The sequence below is a fragment of the Aliiglaciecola aliphaticivorans genome (assembly GCF_054782055.1).
Genome location: NZ_BAAGTF010000005.1, coordinates 18,911 through 36,988 on the forward strand (window position 1 = coordinate 18,911; position 18,078 = coordinate 36,988).

Here is an 18,078-nt window from a genome sequence, read left to right on the forward strand (position 1 = left end):
ATTTTTTCACAGATTCTTATCCTTATTTGATAATCTTTGTTGAATACGTTTTTCTATGGAGTTTTGCACTGAGTTGGTTATCCTCATTGACTTAAATAACGTAAAGATATTTTCCGTATGACTATAATTAAAGTTTATTTCCTGTTGTTTGTCAGGATTAACGCCATTAATACCAATTTTTAAGTCCAACCAGCCATCATCTGATAAAGAAACTTCGCTAGAAAGCTTACTAAATTCCACGTTCTCTAGAAAGGCTAATTGATCTTGCTGTTCTTTAATAGCATTGAAAGCCTCATTATTAGTTATTTTTAATTTACCTGGACCATCATTCAGTAAAATACCTTGCTTAATGGTGCTAAAACCTGAATCCCAATAAATGGGAAGATCGCCGGATATTGCACCACTGACTTCTATCCCTTCTTGATTTTGTAACTCAACCAATTGATTTAAATCGAGATCATCAATATCGAGTTTAAGCAGTTGTTTACGATTATCCAGCCAAAAATCAGTGAGGGTTACCCGTCCGCCAATGATTCGAGCTTCTGCAAAGTCGAGTTTAGGGATAGTATTGAGCATCGAAACTTTGGCTTCAATTTGGGTCATTGGCACACCTACATTAATCTCTTCAACGGTCATCTTGCCATGGTTAAGCTGAATTCCAGATGAATCAAGTCGAAAAGGCGCATCAAATTGCGCGTTGATGATTTGATAGTCTTGATATTCACCACTTAATCCGTTAATTGTTAATTGGCCGTTGAAATCACGGTTGGCATTGTCGTTTGTTAGGTTAACCCCTATTTTTCCTGTGATTAAATTCAGTTCAGGAACAAATTGTTGTACCAATGGGTTGAGGTAGGTAACCGATTGTTCGGGCATCAAAAGAGTAATGGTTTGTTCATTGTGAAAAAGGTTGGCTAACAGGCCTGAGGGCATGGTGATTTCATGGTTTCCGGTGAGTTGGAAAGGCTGTATTTGACCATTTACATCGTGTTTAAAGTCAATATGGCTTAGGTTGAATGCGCTGCTTGTGATGCCCTGTATTTTTGATTTTCCCGTGCCGCTCAGTGTTTGTATGTCTTTTATATTTAGGCTGAGATTACTACCTAATGATTTCGCTGCAAAGTCGTTATAGGTTATCTTCTGAAGATTGCTTTTAACCTGAACAGCCAATTGTTCAATGCTGTCACCGTCAATTTTCAAGTCACTGGAAATAGAGTGGATCGCCAATGCTTCTTTCGCTAAATCATTGGCCTCAATACTCCCTGTTGCATTAGCTTGCCAAGGGGAGTTGGCTAGTTGTTTTAAACTAAAATCAAAGGCAATTTTAGCCTTTTCAACAGTGCCAAATTCTGTTGTAACGTCAGAAAATTGCAGAAGATTCGTCCCATTTATATGGGTTTCTTGCGTTTTCTTTATTATTCTACCTGTGGCAGCTATCTGCAGTTTTGCATTGGCGTTTTGCTCATTCATTAATAGCTCTGCGATACTAGAATTCAACGATAAGTGATAATTTAACCTTGCCTCCAATTGGTTGTTTAATTCAATATCCTTTATAGCCAGTAATAACGGATTTGCTAAAGTATTCGATATTAGGTTTATCTCTGGTATATGAATAGAACCCTCATTAAAGGTGCTCACTTTAGGTACCTCTAACGTCCAGCTATCTAGTTTAACGAATTCATTCACAACATCGATTTTGGCACATTGATTGATTTCAAAATTTGACTTTAAACGGCTCAAATCAGCTTGTATTTGCCATGATGTAAAATCTAAAGCGGTATCAATTTCACCGTTAAGTTGAACCGGGAGCTTGCAGTCTTGGAGATTTACAATATTGTTTAGGCTTAATTTGTGTTGACCAGTTAGGACTGAGCCGGTGAACTCAAAACGGCTATAAATTGGCGATTCAACTAAATTTTGCCAGTTGTTGATAAAGTTTTTATAGGGTTTAACTAAATTTTCAAGCTCCTGGCTTTTTGATAAAATTAAACCCGCAGACCAATTTAAATCACCACTGATTAGACCCTTTCCTTGGCTTTCACTGATCAGTAAGTTTCCTTCAATATCTCCGCGTATGGCCAATTGCGAACGGTCAGGTTGGAAAATGCGTATGCTTACAGGTTGCTCCATAAGATACGAGTCAATCGTAATGTTATCCATGGTGATTAACGGTAAGCTCTCTGGAAGTGTCCAAAGATCCCCTAAATCACTATTTTGATCTGTCTCATTGCTTGCAGGCTGTAGATTTTGCTTATGGCTAACTACCAGGGTATCTATAGTCACACTGGCTTGATTAAGATAGCTACTTTTTGATAGCCAATCAGAGCCAATAAAATACTGACCATGGCTAATGTTTATGTCTACATCCGCTGATTCGAGGCACAGGGATTGAACCTTAATAAAAGGATCTGACCCAATATCGAAATCCAAACAGACAATTGATGTATCTTCAGCTAACCACAAATTACTTAACCAAATAACCAAGCTATTTCTCAATACGAAAGCACAAAGGGTTATGGCAAACATCAGTAAAATTAGGCGTGGGAGGAGGGCCTTGGATACATAATGGAATGTTTTATTAAATCTCACTAACATTCGCTTCCTGAGTTAAAGTTGAATTTACGCAGCAGATATAAAATTTCAATACGAAAAATGATCAGTTTAGATCTATCCACACTGTATGTTCGATTGTGAAAAATTACCTACAAATACTATCATAGGGAAAAAGCCGATTGGGCAAATTCTTTGACAAAGATACGAAGTGAATCGCGATTTAGAATGTCCAGTTTGCAAGGTTATTTCTGCTTTTAAACTGTGTCGATAACCCTAAGACTATCCAAAGCAGTTGAGTACTTAATGGATGGCTTAATGCTTGGCTAATGTAAAATAGCAGTGTTAGAAATAGACTTGATTAAACTGACTTAACCATTAGAGTACTAGTTGTATTATACAAAACGCAAAGTACACTCTCACAAGGTGCTTTCTAACGTTGTATCCAAATCATGGTTTAAACGCCCTATATAATTAGTTAAGAGGGGTATCTATGTCACAGTCTCAATACGATCTCATCGTTTATGGCGCGACTAGTTTTGTTGGAAAACTCGTCGTGGCGCATTTACTCCATCGACATGGCATAGACGGTAATAAAAACGAAGTAGGGCGCATACGTTGGGCAATCGCAGGGCGAAATCAATCCAAGTTAAACCAGCTAAAACTTGCTCTAAGGGAAATGTCACTGCCTACCATCATTGCAGACTCCGGTGATCGTGCGGCTTTGGATGATATGGTTGCGTTAACCAAAGTGGTTGTATCAACAGTAGGGCCGTATGCGTTGTTCGGATCTAAGTTAGTTGCAGCCTGTGCTGCTAGCGGTACCCATTATTGTGATTTAACTGGCGAAGCGCAGTGGATCCGACGCATGATCGATGCCCATGAATCTGAATCAGTAGAAACTGGGGCTAAGATCGTTCACAGTTGTGGTTTCGATTCCATTCCGTCAGATTTAGGTGTTTATTATACGCAGCAGCAGGCTTTAGCGTTATTCGGTGAACCCTGTACTAGGGTCCGTTTATTGGTGAAAAGCATGCGTGGAAGTGCAAGTGGTGGCACAGTCGCCAGTGGCCTAAATGCAATCGCAGAACAAGCAAAAGATCCTTCTGTTGCAGCTCAAATGACAAATCCGTATTCCATTGCGCCAAAATCTCAACGAAAAGGAGTCAAGCAACCACAAGTAGTGACTCCTGAATTTCACAAAGCAAGCGGTAATTGGTTGATTCCCTTTGTTATGTCTGTAATTAACACGCGAATAGTTCATCGCAGTCATGCGCTGTTAGGTCATCCTTGGGGTAAAGATTTTCAATATGATGAATCTGTCATGGTGGGTCGTGGCACCATGGGATGGTTAAAGTCTGCAGTGTCATGTTCAGCCATGGCAACCGGTATGAAAGCAATGGAATACAATCTTTTGCGTGAGTTCGCTGCCAAGCATTTGCCTCAACCTGGTGAAGGGCCAAGTCCTAAAGAGCAAGAAGACGGCTCTTTCACACTGCTATTTTTCGGTGAAACCCCTAGTGGTAAAACAATTAAAACCCAAGTCACCGGAAACCGCGATCCTGGTTATGGTTCAACAAGTAAAATGTTAGGTGAAGTTGCTCTTGCACTGGTTGAAGAGCTTGGTTCAAACAAAGTAAAAGGTGGCTTTTGGACGCCTTCAACAGTATTTGGCAACGATTTGATCGAGCGACTCGAAAAGCATGCTGGGATGACTTTTGAATACCTTAACTGACTATTAAAAATAGTAAATACCACCCATTGATACAATGAGAAAAAGAGTAGGGGCGAAGTGACTTTTTGTCTGTTTGCCTTAAAGCATATTTGAATTTAGAGAGTTAAAGGCTCAAGAGGGAAAGATGTTTGTCATTGAAGAATTAAGACGGATAGTTTCTGGTAGCTCAGCTACTTTACCCAACAACACAATGAAAGTGAATGTGAGCTGTAATGGCAATGCCGAAGAAATTTTAGCCCGTTTTCGAGAAACGATGGCCCTCATTTTGTCGGTTGAGATAACCTGTCAAAATGACGAAGAAAGTCTAGTTGATGGCGCGTATCAACTACTAGAAGAGTGGTTTGAGGCTGATTTAATACCGTTTTGCGAAGGGGACGATGTTAGCCAAAACCCTAAAAAGGTGCGTCACTTTGGGGAAGAGCGTGATTGGTTCTTATGGGGGGGCAAGACTGTATCTGAGGAGCTAATGGTATTAACCATTTTGGTAGCCGGGATGCCAATTTCTGGGTTTGACGATTTACGCTGGTTGTTACACTGTTGTGGTGCCATATCAGTGGAGCAAGCTGAATCCTAAGGGTAAACTTGAAAGGGTTTCATGTAAGTATATGAATGAACGAAAGGCGAAATATCCAAATAATATTGTACTGGGTGGGTAAGCAATGAATCCCTATAGCTTACTCATTATACTTTTAGCCGTAGTGTCATGTACTAAACAACAAACCGCGCCGACGCGACTTTTCGATGTATCTATTGGCGTGATTGATTTATCTAGGGAATTAATGGGAAACTGGGAAAAGGTTTGCTTTATAACCCCATACACCAATAACGATGCAGTTAAACAACTATTGGGTTTCAATTTTGATGTTGAAAGCAAAAGCGCGATTAGCGTTCTAGACAGTATCACCCTTGTAGTCACTGTAAATGGCAATCAGGTTACAGAGTATTTTGAAACACCAAGACATAATATTGATTTTTCCTCTTTACAAGCAAAGTGTTTTACCAAATCTAATGCCAGGTTCAAAATAGTCAGAGACGAAAACGGTTGGCCAAATATGCAACATAGCTAACAAGTAAAACCTGTGCTTATTGTCTATGTAGTTAAAAATACCAATAGATTTTTAGATTATCGCTCAGGTATTAATTTGATCATCAATTTTATTAATAAAACTAAACCGGAGTAACGTTGAGAATTTTAACCATCTTAAGCCTAAAGCTATTATTCTTTTCTTTTTGTGCTTTCGCTATCGAGGAAAACCAGCAAGACCTTATAGGTACTTGGATCATTAATCATGACACTGAAGAGGTGAACTACAGTTTTATCGAATATGAAAAATCTGGCGATAAATGTGAGATCAGCTTTTCCCTAGTAAATTCCTTAGAGGTTGATATGTACTGGAATAAATGGGAATTAATTGACGGTGTTATTCATTCTACCTTGCATAACACCACCACCTTTATGGAGTATGCTTTTCATATTCAAGATAAAGTCCTTAAGCTCAATCACAGTGAACTTTTTGTCGATATGCTCATTCCCAAGGGAGAATACAGCACTGAATATCACTATAAAAATCATCAGGCAAAGCCGGGACAAGTATGTAATGTCGTTAAAAAGTTTTTTAAGAATAAAAGCAAAATAGAGTCGTAAAGGTTGTATTAAGGACTGATTAAGATCATTAGAGGGAGCTTGCTGTTTGATGATCATTTTACAGCGCGAAAAATAATTTTACCGAAGACTCGACCAAGTTCACGCCTACAAATTAAGCATTTATTAACGTTCAAAGTTGACTCATTAGCATCATTAAACCATTTTAATATAAACTTCAAAATCATCTTCATATCCGCAAGTGCATTTTTTCACACCCAACATTCATGAAATAACAGGGTCAAAGATAGGCTTTTCCTAAACAAAACCCTAAAATCACGCATAGCGAATGAGAATCGTTAACATCTTTGAAAGCTTTACCAGCGAATTAATTCTTATGCAGCACTGCTTAAAAAGCATCTCTAATATCTATCAGTGACGGCTCACCGCTCTCAACTCGAATCAAATCGTATGATTTATTAATTTCTGTAAATGTAAGAAGCGGGAATGAATAATCAAAAGCGTGTTCTGGCTTACACCATTCATTTGTTTCAGTCATTGTGACATGCCTTCTGCAAACAAAAGGTCTAACGTCGTAAATTGAGCAGGCGCCATCTTTAAGGAATGGACAGGGTGTAAAATTATGACGCTCTTGCATTACGATTAAAGGTTTTCGTTGTATCCCCGTGCCGGTCTCAATGTTTTTTATCTCAATATTAGAAATTGTAACAGGATAGTTGCAGCAATGGTTGCAACCTTTGGAGCAAGGCGTGAATTTACCAATATGTACCGCTAACTCTTCCATTAACTCGTATAGCTTTCTCAGTTTTTTTGACGTTGGTATTTTAGCCTTGCTTAATCGTTTTGTTATTTTAGCTTCCTTTTCTACCAGTTTGCGTGGCATTGAATCTGAGAGCTTATTGAAGTTACTCTGAGCCGCTTGGTTAGCGGCGCCGTATTGTAAGTTTTGATCTGACATGAATCAGCACCTCAAATGAAAAATGTATCAGCTAATTACCTTATAGAGTGATTCAATAGGATTTACTATTTTTTGTTTCTATGAATATCATCTAGATACTGTGAATACATACAGCCGTACTGTAACATATGCGTTATGTGTGAAAGAATTAACTAAGTGAGAATTATGGTAAAAGTAGTAAACGCATCCGATATGAGTCCTGTCGATATCGTTGAATATATTGACGCTTATGGCATCTTGGTGCTAGATGGAGGTAGGTTGGAAGTGAGGGAAGTGCTGGAAAAGGCAGATAAGTACGCGGCGTCACTAGATGAAGCAAAAGGTATCTATAAGCTGACGTTTAATCATCACAAGACGGAACTTGGCTACCCGCATAATCCCAATTTATTTACAGTTGAGCATGCAAAAAACCTAGCGGTTGCTGCTTATAACCGGTCAGATTTAAAGAAACTCCACTGTAAATATGAATTACCTGAGAAAACTATTACCACAGAACAACAGGGATCTCTCAGAACACTTGTAACGCAAATAGCTGATTTAGAACAGGTCGAGTATGTGGGAACGAAGCAGCCAGTTTGGGAAATATGGGACCAACTCAGTGATTATTGCGGAGCAGTAAAAATTGAAGACTCAGCAAGATACAAAAATATTGCGGTTAAAGATTTTGAAAAAGGGCAATCCTTTCTGCTAACTTGGCTAGTTCAGTTACTTAACAATAAAATATCACTGTCTGAACAAGACTAACTATGAGTGCGTTACAGTAAATTTACGATTAAACAGAGTCTAAAACCTTTAAAATGTCCGTTGAGAGTGAGCTACACAAAATTAAAAAACGCCTTAGATATTTTGATAGGTCCTCTATGGTCTTTGAACTCGACAACTATCTGTCTGAGCACGCTGAGCAAAGTCCTGAACGATTCCAAAGATTGCCATTTTTAGGGTTTCTGTTGTTAGAGTGGCTCTTTGAACTGACGCCTAATACGTCAACGCGCATCGCTAGCACAAAAGATGTTTATTGGTTTATTCATAGACTTTTTGAGTTAAATGGGAAAACAACGGCAGGCAACAACTCCGGTTCGCTTATGTTGTTCATGCGGCCCATAATCAGCAATCAGTTTTGGATCCAACATAGAAACGAATACTGGTTGCGTGCGTTGATCAATCAATTTGAAATATTTCATCCTGACGATAACACACCGTTCAATGCAGAATTTGAACAAGCGACAGGTGTCAAGCTGACTGATTTTTTTATCATCAAGTGTTATCTCTATTGTGGAATGAAAGGCGAAAATCGCCGACTTAACTATCTTCATATCGTTAAATCTCTGCATCCATTTTTCGATTTAGACACCATAGCCAACAGTATTCGCCTGATATCTGGAACGCCTGAAAATCTACAAGCATTTCTCTGTAACGTCATGCCCAGAGCGATCACCGATACTATTACAATTGCCGAGTCACGTCTTTTACATAAGCCCATTATCATTGCCGAAAGCTACTTATTTAGCATTGATATTACTCTGCTAAGCAGAGGCATTGCGGAGGCTGCTCTTAATCACTTTATTCGTATGAACACATCCGGTTTTCGACAGCGGTTTGGCGACGCATTCGAAAAGTACGTGCATGTTTGCCTATCACGTCCTGATATTACATTCGTCAATGAGTCCGACATTAACGGAACTTATGCAACCGCGGGCTTAGCAGGAAAAGTAACGGATTTTTTAGTCAAAGGTCATGACGGCTGTGTGTTGGTTGAAGCAAAAGGCGTAGTGCCGCGTGTTGAAACGCTTAGCAGCGCTAATCCTTTTTTAATTAAACGGCAAGTAAAAGACTCCATCATAAAAGGTATTAAACAAATCGTGGAGTGCGCGTATTTGCTCGATAATGCTGATGGCCTAACTCTACCGTCGTCTTCTGAACGGTTCGGCCTTATCATCACGCAAGGGGAATTTTTGTTAAAACGGGGCATAGACATCGCAAAAAATATTGCACCTAATGATATCTTGTCTCTCGCTGAGAAATTTGGTGAGCCTATTCCCTTTACAAATATTTTTGTGTGCAGTATTCAGGATTTCGAATACCTCTGTGGTATTGCCACGCGGAAACCGGATTTTTTACTTGAGTTTCTGCGTCACTGTCGTCGAGAAGATGCTGATACCTCGACGATGAAAATGACTATGATCCAGCATATCGAGACCTTTTTTAAAGTACTTATTCCCGAAGGTGAGAACTACAGGCGTCGCGAAAACAGAGGATTGAAAGACAACCGTCTATTTAGAAAGACAAGTGATGTGGTCGCTCACAACCAAGCGTATTGGCACGGTAAATCGGTCAACGATACCTACCAAAAATCCATGGCTCTCAAACACAAATTAGTCGCCAATACTTGAGCCATGGTGAGAGATGGTGTTTGATTTACGCCGCATCTCAATCAAAAAGTAGGATGTCTAAGTCGTGCATACGCTCAAACGCAAAATGCTGGGAATCAGCCAAGTGCGAGTCGGAAAAGTCTATTTCTCCGTGGATCACGACATGGTCCCACGCATTAGCGGACGACGCTTTAATTTTTTCGATCAAGGCGCGTCGTTCAGCGGCGTTCTCGGTATTCATTAACCGCTGAGATAAATACATATAATTCCAACAAATGATCGCGTTTTTAATGACCCGTTTGCAATTTTCCACCTCAATTTGCTCGTCTTTCTCAACATAGTCTAAGCCTGATGAGCCGATGGCCAGTGCGCGATCAAGTCGATTGCCGCTTTCTCCTTTATTTAACTGCTTATGAATAATTTGCCTTAACTCGAGGTTGTCAATGTACTCTAAAATATAGCTGGTTTTGGTAATTTGCCCATACGCGGTTAAGGCTTTTTTGAGTGGGTTTCTATCGCTAGTATACGAATTTAATCGTTTAAAAAGCTGAGACGCGCTTGTGTACCCTAGCTTAATCGATACCACCATACGAACCAGCTCATTCCAACCTGCATTGATGTGATCAAGATTGATATTTTTATTAGGAAGGATTGGATAACCTTTATGTGAGTATGATTTTTTCTTCCCTTTAGGCGCATAACGCTGTAGCCGATGGATGTTTTTTATTCTGGGTGCATAGGTAATGCTGAGCAAGTCCGTTGCGCCAAATATCATATTTGTATACCCATGTGTATCGGTGACGTGCATCTTTGATTTAACCACCGCTTGATTTAAGACACAATCAATCGTATAGGGCGCCTCTCTCTCTGCGCCCCCTATGACATCAGCGTGGGTAAATAGGCTTCTGCAGTCATTGGCAAGGTAGGCGTTGACAACCTCCTCCTTGCCGCCATAGCGAAATGAGTTCCGCGCGTTCAGTGAGCCTTTGGAGTTAGTATATTTGACACCATCGCTTGATGTAATAGGGTCACTGTTGACCAGAAAAAGATCGGCCAATGGCATTTTGTCAACGAAGTGCATGATGACGTTGCTGGCCAATATACAGTTTTCATTCGAGAGGAAGTTTTTTTGTACCGTGGCAACGGTCGATTTGTTCGTCTGACGCATGATTTTAGCAAATTCATGCTCACTAAAATGCAGCCCTTTACCTATTAAACCGGCTACTAACTCTCGGTTTTCCGGGCGCTTTTTGTTATAGAGCTGAGAATGCGGTTGGAGCTCATTTAAACAACCTGTACAGGTATGAACCGTATGTAAGACTTCAGGCAACGTCACCCGCAGCGTCTGGGGAAATAGGTCAATGTCCGCTTGTGCGATTTCTTCAATCTGTTGCGTATTCATTTTGCTATGGGCGAGACGGAATCCTCCTAAGCCATCGCCTTTAACAAAGTCATTGGCTTCCATCATGACATGTTCATTTGTCTGTTGGTAATCGGTATCCAATCTAGCAACGATCTGATTAATTACTTTATCTTTGTCTTTCAGGTGCAGTGCATCAGTTTGGGTAAGCAGTGATATAAAGTTTTCATCGAGCACCTGTTGCGGGATCAGATAATCATCAAAGGCACGGTGTTCATACGAGTAAGGAAGTGACAAGCCATCGCCAAAAATTGCCTCCGTAATATATTTAAACAGCACTACTTTATAAAGCGGTGAGCGAAACGTTAGTTTGGTATCGATGTGTCGACGATCTTTAACCGATAAAAAATCCACAGGAAACGTCGCATCGACTTTGCCGTCATTGTCTTGAAAGCGTTGGATGACGCTCAATAGTGACTTATCGACACTGTCATCACTAAATTGTAAACAGGTCACCAGCGCATTGCATCTGAGCTGAAGTTTTCGAGCGCCTTCTTCCAAAAAATGATACAGCAGGGCATCACCACTTAATTTATCTAGATCACTGGTGACATCGGCAATACTCTGCTCGGTTTTATCGCGTTTGGGCTTAGTCCTAAGTACGGCGTCACTCACCTTGGCTACTTTTTGTTCGGCAGTTAAAGTGTCGTCGTTTAGGATCGTCTCAATTTGTTGAACCGCTTTGTACAGATCCGTGGTGCACGTCACCAGATTTTGCGCATGGGTATGCTGCGTTTGACGAGCTTTGTAAAAATGCTCCCTCGCTTGCTTTTCCGCGGCATTATAGGCTGTGGTCACTGATTGCCTGAGAGTGTCGGCTAAAATGTCCTGTAGCGTGTAATATCGATCAGCAATAAAGCACACCAGATGTAGATAACGATCGGCGTCTGCACGTCGTTCGATTTGGAAGACTTGCGATTTAACCACCTTTTTTGCGTAGTATTTTATCGCATCAGTAGGCAGTTGCAGTGCCTTCAGGGCCGGCGTGATGAGACCAAATAGTGTATGCAGTTTTTTAAAACTCTCGACATTACCTGCAATTTCTCTTGGTCTAAGCTTTTGTGAAAAGGTTTTTAGCAAGGTCAGTTGATACTGGGCATGAACGGCATCGGGCGATTTATCTAATAGTGTATCAAGTGATGTCTTCGCGTCGGTGTCGAGATGTTCTTCAACAAGTATGATGCGATCATCAACCACGGCTTTGTACGTGTTTCTAATTTTTGTATCCAGGGTCCTAAAATCTGGGATCTCAATATGTTTTTCACGTAAAAAAACCACAAGTGTTTTGAAGGCTTGCTTAAAGGGAAGTTGGCACTTAGCTAGATGCTGCAGTTTTTCCGTTATGAGTTTCTGCGCATCACTATCTGTAAATGGTTTCACCCCCATATAGTCTAATATGATGCGCTTATGACGTTTTTTTGAATCGGCTTGGTAGCTATTCCACTCTGGTGGATTAGCGATGCCGAGCTGTTGGGAAATGTATGCAATGTCTTCTGGTATAGATGTGTCGAAGAACTGGTTCGACATACAAAAGTACCGATAAGCTAGACATAAAAACACGCGGTTACTGTTTTTTCTGACGTCTTTTAGGGGGCCTTCTTTGAAGTTTTCATCCAGTTGAAGGTGAAATCGGCGCTCTACCGAATTAAAGACAGGTGGGTTGTTATGGTGAGATTGAGTAAAAAGCGTCGCATTGTGCATAGCCAGTTCTGATCCATACATACCAAAACATTAAGCGTAGATAAAAATTCAGTCCTCTTCCTGAAATTTTATGTTGCAATCCAGACAGCCCACATTCAAGCCTGGTTTTGCCCAAAACAATGACAAACATCCTTTGCACATATACTTTACCCGACCAGAGTGCCGCTTTGGCCGCGTGGTTACCACTTGAACTGATGCATCTTCAGTGGATAGGTGGCTTAATGATGCGGTTGAAAAAGGCTCGTCTATACCGGCTTGATTGACCACGAGAACCGACAGGTCATCCTTGTAGGCGGACATTGGCGCTGATTGAAGACCCTTTAATCGATATCGATTATCGAGAATGACAGGAGTGCCATGCTCATCATACACCGTGATGGGGGATTCCACTCTGAACACGGGAAACCTATCAAGCAAAGGAAATGAGAAGCCTTCTTTGACAAGCGTTTTACACGCCCTCATAAACGGCTTATCGAGTATCACATAATCCATCATAGCCTCACCGGTCGTCGCGCCCCCCGGTTCGCCAGTAGAAGAGGGCATTAATCCAATTTCTTGCATTTTCGACGCCCACTGTTGGTTATGATAACCTCGGCGCCCCGGTTTCCCAAAATGGCCTTGCCAAATATGAGTCATTTCGTGAACAAGGGTTTGACATATTTCGATTAACGGGTATTTTGTGAAGTATTCGGGGTTGATGGCAATTTCATCCACATAGACGCTTTTGGCTTGTTCCCATCGTTGAAACGAAGCATAGCCCATCACGCGATTTTGTCTGTGGTAAGTAAAAACAACCTCAGGTAAACACGCGTCAAAAAGCGTTCTATTGAAAAAATCGTAGGCATATTGTATTTGCCCATAGGTTTTTTCAGTGGGTTTGCTACGTGTCATCCGTCATCCGGTTTTGACACACTTTGGATCGTATGATCCAAATAAATCACTTCGGAAAATTAAAAAAATATTAATTATCAATAGTTTGCACCTCAACCAACTGGACAGACCTCATGAGTTTATATAACTAATTTCAATCCTTATATATCGCAGAGTTATAGAAATCATCCTCAAATCCAAAGTGTAGCATACTACAAACCAAAACTCAGAGACGTTAACCACGCGTTCACTAAGACTTCAATGTTAATCTGGTGAGAGCAGGTAAATAGAAAAGGAATGCCTATAGAACGGCGTTACGTGTTTCGAATAATGAAGATCTTTATCTTAGTAATAACGTAAAACTTCTTCTTTATATTTGCCATAGGCGCTGAGGAACAGCACCCTCTGGGAGATTGCGTCAGATAGACTACAACCAGAGGCATGATCCTGTTGCTCTGTTGCCAACAACGCTATTTCAGACGGGATATTTGGAGCCTCAGCTTCTACACTGAACGGCTGCTCATTGTAAGTCTCTATTGACGTTGTTAACGGCTCCAATACCTCGGGAACGCCCGCCATGATGACGGCTTGAGGTACATCCTCTTTTAACCGATTCGCATACGCAAGTAGATCAGGTTGGGCAGGCATGATCAGCACTGCACTGTCCGCATCTCGTTTACCTCGATGACGTAGAACGCGGCCTAACACTTGTCTAAAGTGCAGCTCGGTGCAAATGCGGCTCAAATGGCAACAGACCTGCAAACGAGGAATGTCCGTCCCTTCGGTGACCATTCCTACCGCAATTAACCATTTCTGGTTTGTGTATTTGTATGTCTTGAGTTTTTCTTGGCTGTCAGGCTCTTCACTGGTGATCAATAACGGAGTTTCATGCGTTAATTCAATCAATACCGCCTGAATGTGTTTAGCATGGGCAATCGAAGAGGCGATAATTAAACCGCCGGCATCCGGCAAGGTTTCCCGTCTTTTATCTAAGGTGGCTACGGATAGACTAAGCATATGATCGACAAAGTGTGGGTTATCGAGCACCATCTGATAAAGTAATCCATCATGCTGCAGTAACGATGCTAATGAGCCATGCGTGGTGTTTTCTTTTTTATCTTCTCTAATAGTCCACTGCTCGTTATCTACCGCCATTATGATAGGAGTGCGGCAAACCCCATCCGTGATGGCCTCACTGAGTCCATAACAATAATGCATTTTAGGTAACAGTAGTTCGTCGTACTGCAGCGTCGTCACCGGCAACCCGTCGGTTCGCCAAGGTGTACCTGATAATGATAGCGTGTAAGCCTTATCACTTTGCTGTGTGAGGGCTAACAGCGGACTCGCCCACGCTGTCGCGTGCGTTTTTTCTAAGCCACCACAGTGGTGAATTTCATCCACCACAACGGCTAAGCGATACTGGCGTAAGCGAACAATTAATGTAGCGTCCAGTGCCGCCAGACTTTGATAGGTCAAACACACTCCTGCGGCGTTAAACATGCCATCCATGGGACGCGACAGTACCTGTTCGAATGTTGTTTTTAATCCCTCTTTTACCGATAATGAGGGCGCTACACAAACCACATAATCCACCATTTTTAAATCAAACAAGGTTTTTACCGTCACGGCGGCAAACACGGTTTTCCCAGCACCTGGCGTCGCGAGACAACCAAATTGATGATCACCTGTTTTGAAATGGTCAATCGCTTCTTCAAGGCACGATTGCTGCCAACGCCGCAGTTGCACTAACGTTGGACTAATAAAGATTCAAGCGCCTTTATTTTGCCTAAAGTGCGCACATTTTGATCTTTAAACGCACGTAATTGCTCATCAATGCGCAACGCCATATCAGGAAATTCGGCTCTTAAGCTTTCGAGTTCCTCTGTTGCGCCAAGGCTGATTAAAATATCATGTTGACGTGCGTTTAGTCGTTTTTGGATATCAGGATGATTATTCATTGTATTGCTTTGCTTGTTCACGTTGTTTTCTATCGGTGATCCGACCATCGAGCGTAATATGTCAGTAGCACGATAGTGCGCCGCTTTATCGTTTTTCTCGGTGACGTCATGTAATAAGCCATGCTTGATAAAGGTACGCATAAAACTGTGTACCCAGCGTCGTATGTCATTTTTATTTTGTTTGCCTGGATACAATGTCATGTAACGATCACGTAATTCGGTGACGCGAAAACGTGGGCTATCGAGAGAGACAATGGCCTGAATAAGACCCGGGTGGGGCGTAAATTGCCGCATAATATACCTTTTTACTGCAAAGGGAATTTTAAAGATGCGGATTATAGTCCGTGGTTAATTAAGCCGCAAGTAGAGATATTACTGACTTTTAAGCAGGTCAGATTATGTCACAGTTATCCGTCGCGTTAGGGCGCGTCATTCGAACATCGCGCAAATCAGCAGGATTGTCGCAAGAAGCGTTAGCACTGCAGGCGAAAGTCGACAGAAGTTATGTGGGCCGAATAGAGCGTGGCGAATCGAATATTACGGTCGAATTGCTGTATCAGTTAGCCGACGTTATCGGTGTTACGCCGGATGCGTTATTGCCTAATCCCGATAGCATTGATGAATAAACGGGATCCGTTATATTGGTTGTTGGAATGTAGGATGCAGCGTCTCTAAATACGCCATGGCAGTGCGTGTGTCTTTCCAACCGACATGTGTCATTAAATCGCTTAAGCTCCAGCGCTGCTCTGCCGCCCAATACGCGAAACCGCGCCGAAGTGAATGGCTACTAAAGGTCTGTGCATTGTCAATGCCGGCTTTCTCAAATCGTTGTCTGAGTATACGGCTGATACTGCGTGGATTTAAGGCATGTTCCGCAATGACACCCCAGCGGTCGATTTTTCGAAACACTGGCCCCTCATGCGCCCCCAATATCCCTTGCCATGTTCTTAGCGCAGCACACGGGCACAGCATATTTAACACTGGCAGCTGGTAATGCTTGCCGGTGTAATGACGGTCGCCTTTTGACCGTGACAGGTAAAGCGATAGGCCTTGATGCGGTGTGGCCTCAATGCCCTGTAATAATAAACGGGTAAGCTCATCGCTGCGGAATCCTCGCCAAAAGCCTACCCAAATCAATGCCCGGTCACGCGCGGCGCGCAAGGAGATGTCTCGTATGTCACTGAGAAATTCGGCATTGAGATGGCTATCTAACTGTTCAAGTATGGACATCGCCAAGGGCCTGGCTTTTTTCACCGGGGCAGGGTGTAAGGCCCGTATACCTTTTAGCACCTTTTTCACTTGAATGGCTTTGGTGGGATCAACAAATCCCTGACTTTGATGCCACTGGGATAGGGCAGCAACGCGCGTTTTGAGTGTGTTGTGGGCAAGGGTATCCGCATAGTGTGCCAAATAGCGACACAGCGCCTCGCTTGTAGTGGGCAGCACACCGCCCCAATCCACTTCGAAATGCTCGACCGCACCTCGGTAGGTCCGTCTTGTATTGTCACGTGTGGCAGCCTGAATATAGTCATCTACCGAATGTGTTTGTACGTTTCGGGGGAGGGTAGACATAGGGCGATTTTGACACCTCAATTTTTAGTGATAACGATAGTATGTATCAACGTAAGGGTTATTCAAGGGTTTCAGCGTATATAGGTGTTATAAACCATGATTATCGCTTGTTTATATTTCCCTATTTTGATTTCGAATGCTTCAAACATTATACTGTATATACATATTACGTAATACAGTACATTATCATGGCGCGAACCGGCGTGACGCTGACAAACGTTAAACAAGCCACAGAGGCCATCATTGCGCGCGGTAACAGTGTGTCGATCGACGCTGTGCGCGCAGAGCTCGGGCATACGGGCTCAAAGAGCACTATTCATAAGCATTTGAAACGCTTAACCGAAGGGGGCGCAAATGCGCCGGTAGAAGTCTTACTGTCTGAAGAATTACAGCAGCTTGTAAGCCACGTTGCGGCGCGATTAAAAAAGGAGACGCATGCCACGTTGGTTGAACGTGAAAGTAGGTTTAAAAAGTCACTTGACGAGCAGGCGGCTTGCGCAGTCGCACTATCGGAGCAAAACGATACGTTGCAGGCTCAGATTGCGCGAGCTAACAATGACATCGCTGAATTGACTCAATATGTGACTGACATCACAGCGGCGCGCGATACAGCACTTCGCGAGTGTGATCGTTACGAACAACGGCTCGCATCAATGACACAGGAAATCCAGTTACTGACAACGCATAATCAATCATTAGAGGACAAGCACGTGGATGCGCGTGCGGCGCTTGAGCATTATCGTGCGTCTGTCGCGTCTCAGCGTGAGCGCGAAACCCATCATTTTGAAAGTACGATCGCACAACTCAATCATCAACAACACGCGTTGACGCAAGAGCTGGCCGGCTTAACCGGCACCAACCAAGAGCAAAAACTTACACTGGCGCGATTGGAGGTTACATTGTCTCAGGCGCTTAACGATCACAAAGCATTGGCAGAGCAGAACCGCTTTTTGGAAGAGGCACTCGCGCAATCCCGCAGTAACAATCAGCGTCTTGAACAAACCGTCGAGAGGTTAGAGCACGCATCCGATCTGCTTCGCGATGATCTGTCCTCTTCGACTGACGCTCTGAATACACAAACGATTGCACTTAATGAAACTCGCCAACAATTAGTGGCAGCTGACGCGACGGTAAACACACAAGCGCATCTGATCGCAGAATACATGCACCAAACAAACAAAACGGTGAAAAAAACGAAGAAGTTAAGCGTAAACGATGATACGCCGCAATGATAATGCTGTTGATGCGTAAACGACACAAGATGTTATGTAGCGAACGATAAACATACCACCTTATCAAATGAACAATGTCTCACCAGGTGAGCACATCGACCGTCTGCTTT

Annotated in this window: 15 protein-coding genes; 8 read left to right on the plus strand and 7 right to left on the minus strand. The window is 42.3% G+C overall.

Features of this window, described 5'->3' with window-relative positions; genetic code table 11:
- Positions 1 to 6 precede the first annotated feature (6 nt).
- Positions 7 to 2,595, minus strand: coding sequence for an intermembrane phospholipid transport protein YdbH family protein (locus ACYVIL_RS03270; protein WP_460311540.1), 2,589 nt, complete (start codon positions 2,593 to 2,595; stop codon positions 7 to 9).
- Between the two features lie 448 nt (positions 2,596 to 3,043).
- Between ACYVIL_RS03270 and ACYVIL_RS03275 the strand changes: the two genes are divergently transcribed.
- From ACYVIL_RS03275 to ACYVIL_RS03290, 4 genes are all read left to right on the plus strand, one after another.
- Entirely contained in the window at positions 3,044 to 4,285 is a 1,242-nt protein-coding gene (locus ACYVIL_RS03275; RefSeq protein ID WP_460311541.1) for a saccharopine dehydrogenase family protein, read from the plus strand.
- 124 nt (positions 4,286 to 4,409) lie between these two features.
- Positions 4,410 to 4,859, plus strand: coding sequence for a hypothetical protein (locus tag ACYVIL_RS03280; RefSeq protein ID WP_460311542.1), 450 nt, complete (start codon positions 4,410 to 4,412; stop codon positions 4,857 to 4,859).
- Positions 4,860 to 4,944: 85 nt separating this feature from the next.
- Positions 4,945 to 5,352 (plus strand): peptidoglycan binding domain-containing protein, encoded by a 408-nt coding sequence (locus ACYVIL_RS03285; protein ID WP_460311543.1) that lies wholly within the window; start codon positions 4,945 to 4,947, stop codon positions 5,350 to 5,352.
- Between the two features lie 116 nt (positions 5,353 to 5,468).
- The gene (locus tag ACYVIL_RS03290; protein ID WP_460311544.1) at positions 5,469 to 5,930 is read left to right on the plus strand and encodes a hypothetical protein; all 462 of its coding nucleotides are present in this window, start codon (positions 5,469 to 5,471) and stop codon (positions 5,928 to 5,930) included.
- A 346-nt stretch (positions 5,931 to 6,276) separates the two neighbouring features.
- Here the strand turns inward: ACYVIL_RS03290 and ACYVIL_RS03295 are convergent, their stop codons facing one another.
- Positions 6,277 to 6,846, minus strand: a complete 570-nt coding sequence (locus tag ACYVIL_RS03295; RefSeq protein WP_460311545.1) for a YkgJ family cysteine cluster protein — start codon at positions 6,844 to 6,846, stop codon at positions 6,277 to 6,279.
- A gap of 165 nt (positions 6,847 to 7,011) precedes the next feature.
- Here ACYVIL_RS03295 and ACYVIL_RS03300 point away from each other — a divergent pair, with 165 nt between their 5' ends.
- Positions 7,012 to 7,590, plus strand: coding sequence for a hypothetical protein (locus tag ACYVIL_RS03300; RefSeq protein WP_460311546.1), 579 nt, complete (start codon positions 7,012 to 7,014; stop codon positions 7,588 to 7,590).
- 53 nt (positions 7,591 to 7,643) lie between these two features.
- Positions 7,644 to 9,236, plus strand: coding sequence for a GapS1 family protein (gene gapS1 / locus ACYVIL_RS03305; protein WP_460311547.1), 1,593 nt, complete (start codon positions 7,644 to 7,646; stop codon positions 9,234 to 9,236).
- Between the two features lie 37 nt (positions 9,237 to 9,273).
- Here gapS1 and ACYVIL_RS03310 read toward each other — a convergent pair whose 3' ends face one another.
- The 4 genes from ACYVIL_RS03310 to ACYVIL_RS03325 form a co-directional block, all read right to left on the minus strand.
- Entirely contained in the window at positions 9,274 to 12,336 is a 3,063-nt protein-coding gene (locus ACYVIL_RS03310) for a Tn3 family transposase (protein ID WP_460311548.1), read from the minus strand.
- Positions 12,337 to 12,384: 48 nt separating this feature from the next.
- Positions 12,385 to 13,227, minus strand: a complete 843-nt coding sequence (locus tag ACYVIL_RS03315) for a SprT-like domain-containing protein (RefSeq protein ID WP_460311549.1) — start codon at positions 13,225 to 13,227, stop codon at positions 12,385 to 12,387.
- Between the two features lie 324 nt (positions 13,228 to 13,551).
- Positions 13,552 to 14,952 carry a DEAD/DEAH box helicase gene (locus ACYVIL_RS03320; protein ID WP_460311550.1) on the minus strand — a complete coding sequence of 467 codons (1,401 nt, stop codon included), beginning with the start codon at positions 14,950 to 14,952 and terminating at the stop codon, positions 13,552 to 13,554.
- A complete protein-coding gene (locus ACYVIL_RS03325) occupies positions 14,952 to 15,458 on the minus strand; it encodes a hypothetical protein (protein WP_460311551.1) in 507 nt (168 codons plus the stop codon). Before ACYVIL_RS03325 ends, ACYVIL_RS03320 begins: the two co-directional genes overlap by 1 nt.
- 104 nt (positions 15,459 to 15,562) lie before the next feature.
- Here ACYVIL_RS03325 and ACYVIL_RS03330 point away from each other — a divergent pair, with 104 nt between their 5' ends.
- Positions 15,563 to 15,790 (plus strand): helix-turn-helix domain-containing protein, encoded by a 228-nt coding sequence (locus tag ACYVIL_RS03330; RefSeq protein ID WP_460311552.1) that lies wholly within the window; start codon positions 15,563 to 15,565, stop codon positions 15,788 to 15,790.
- Between the two features lie 10 nt (positions 15,791 to 15,800).
- On the opposite strand, the gene ACYVIL_RS03335 is transcribed toward ACYVIL_RS03330, so the two are convergent.
- Positions 15,801 to 16,736: a site-specific integrase gene (locus tag ACYVIL_RS03335; RefSeq protein WP_460311553.1), complete on the minus strand. Its 936-nt coding sequence runs from the start codon at positions 16,734 to 16,736 to the stop codon at positions 15,801 to 15,803.
- Between the two features lie 41 nt (positions 16,737 to 16,777).
- Between ACYVIL_RS03335 and ACYVIL_RS03340 the strand changes: the two genes are divergently transcribed.
- A complete protein-coding gene (locus ACYVIL_RS03340) occupies positions 16,778 to 17,968 on the plus strand; it encodes a DNA-binding protein (protein WP_460311554.1) in 1,191 nt (396 codons plus the stop codon).
- The last annotated feature ends 110 nt before the right edge of the window (positions 17,969 to 18,078 follow it).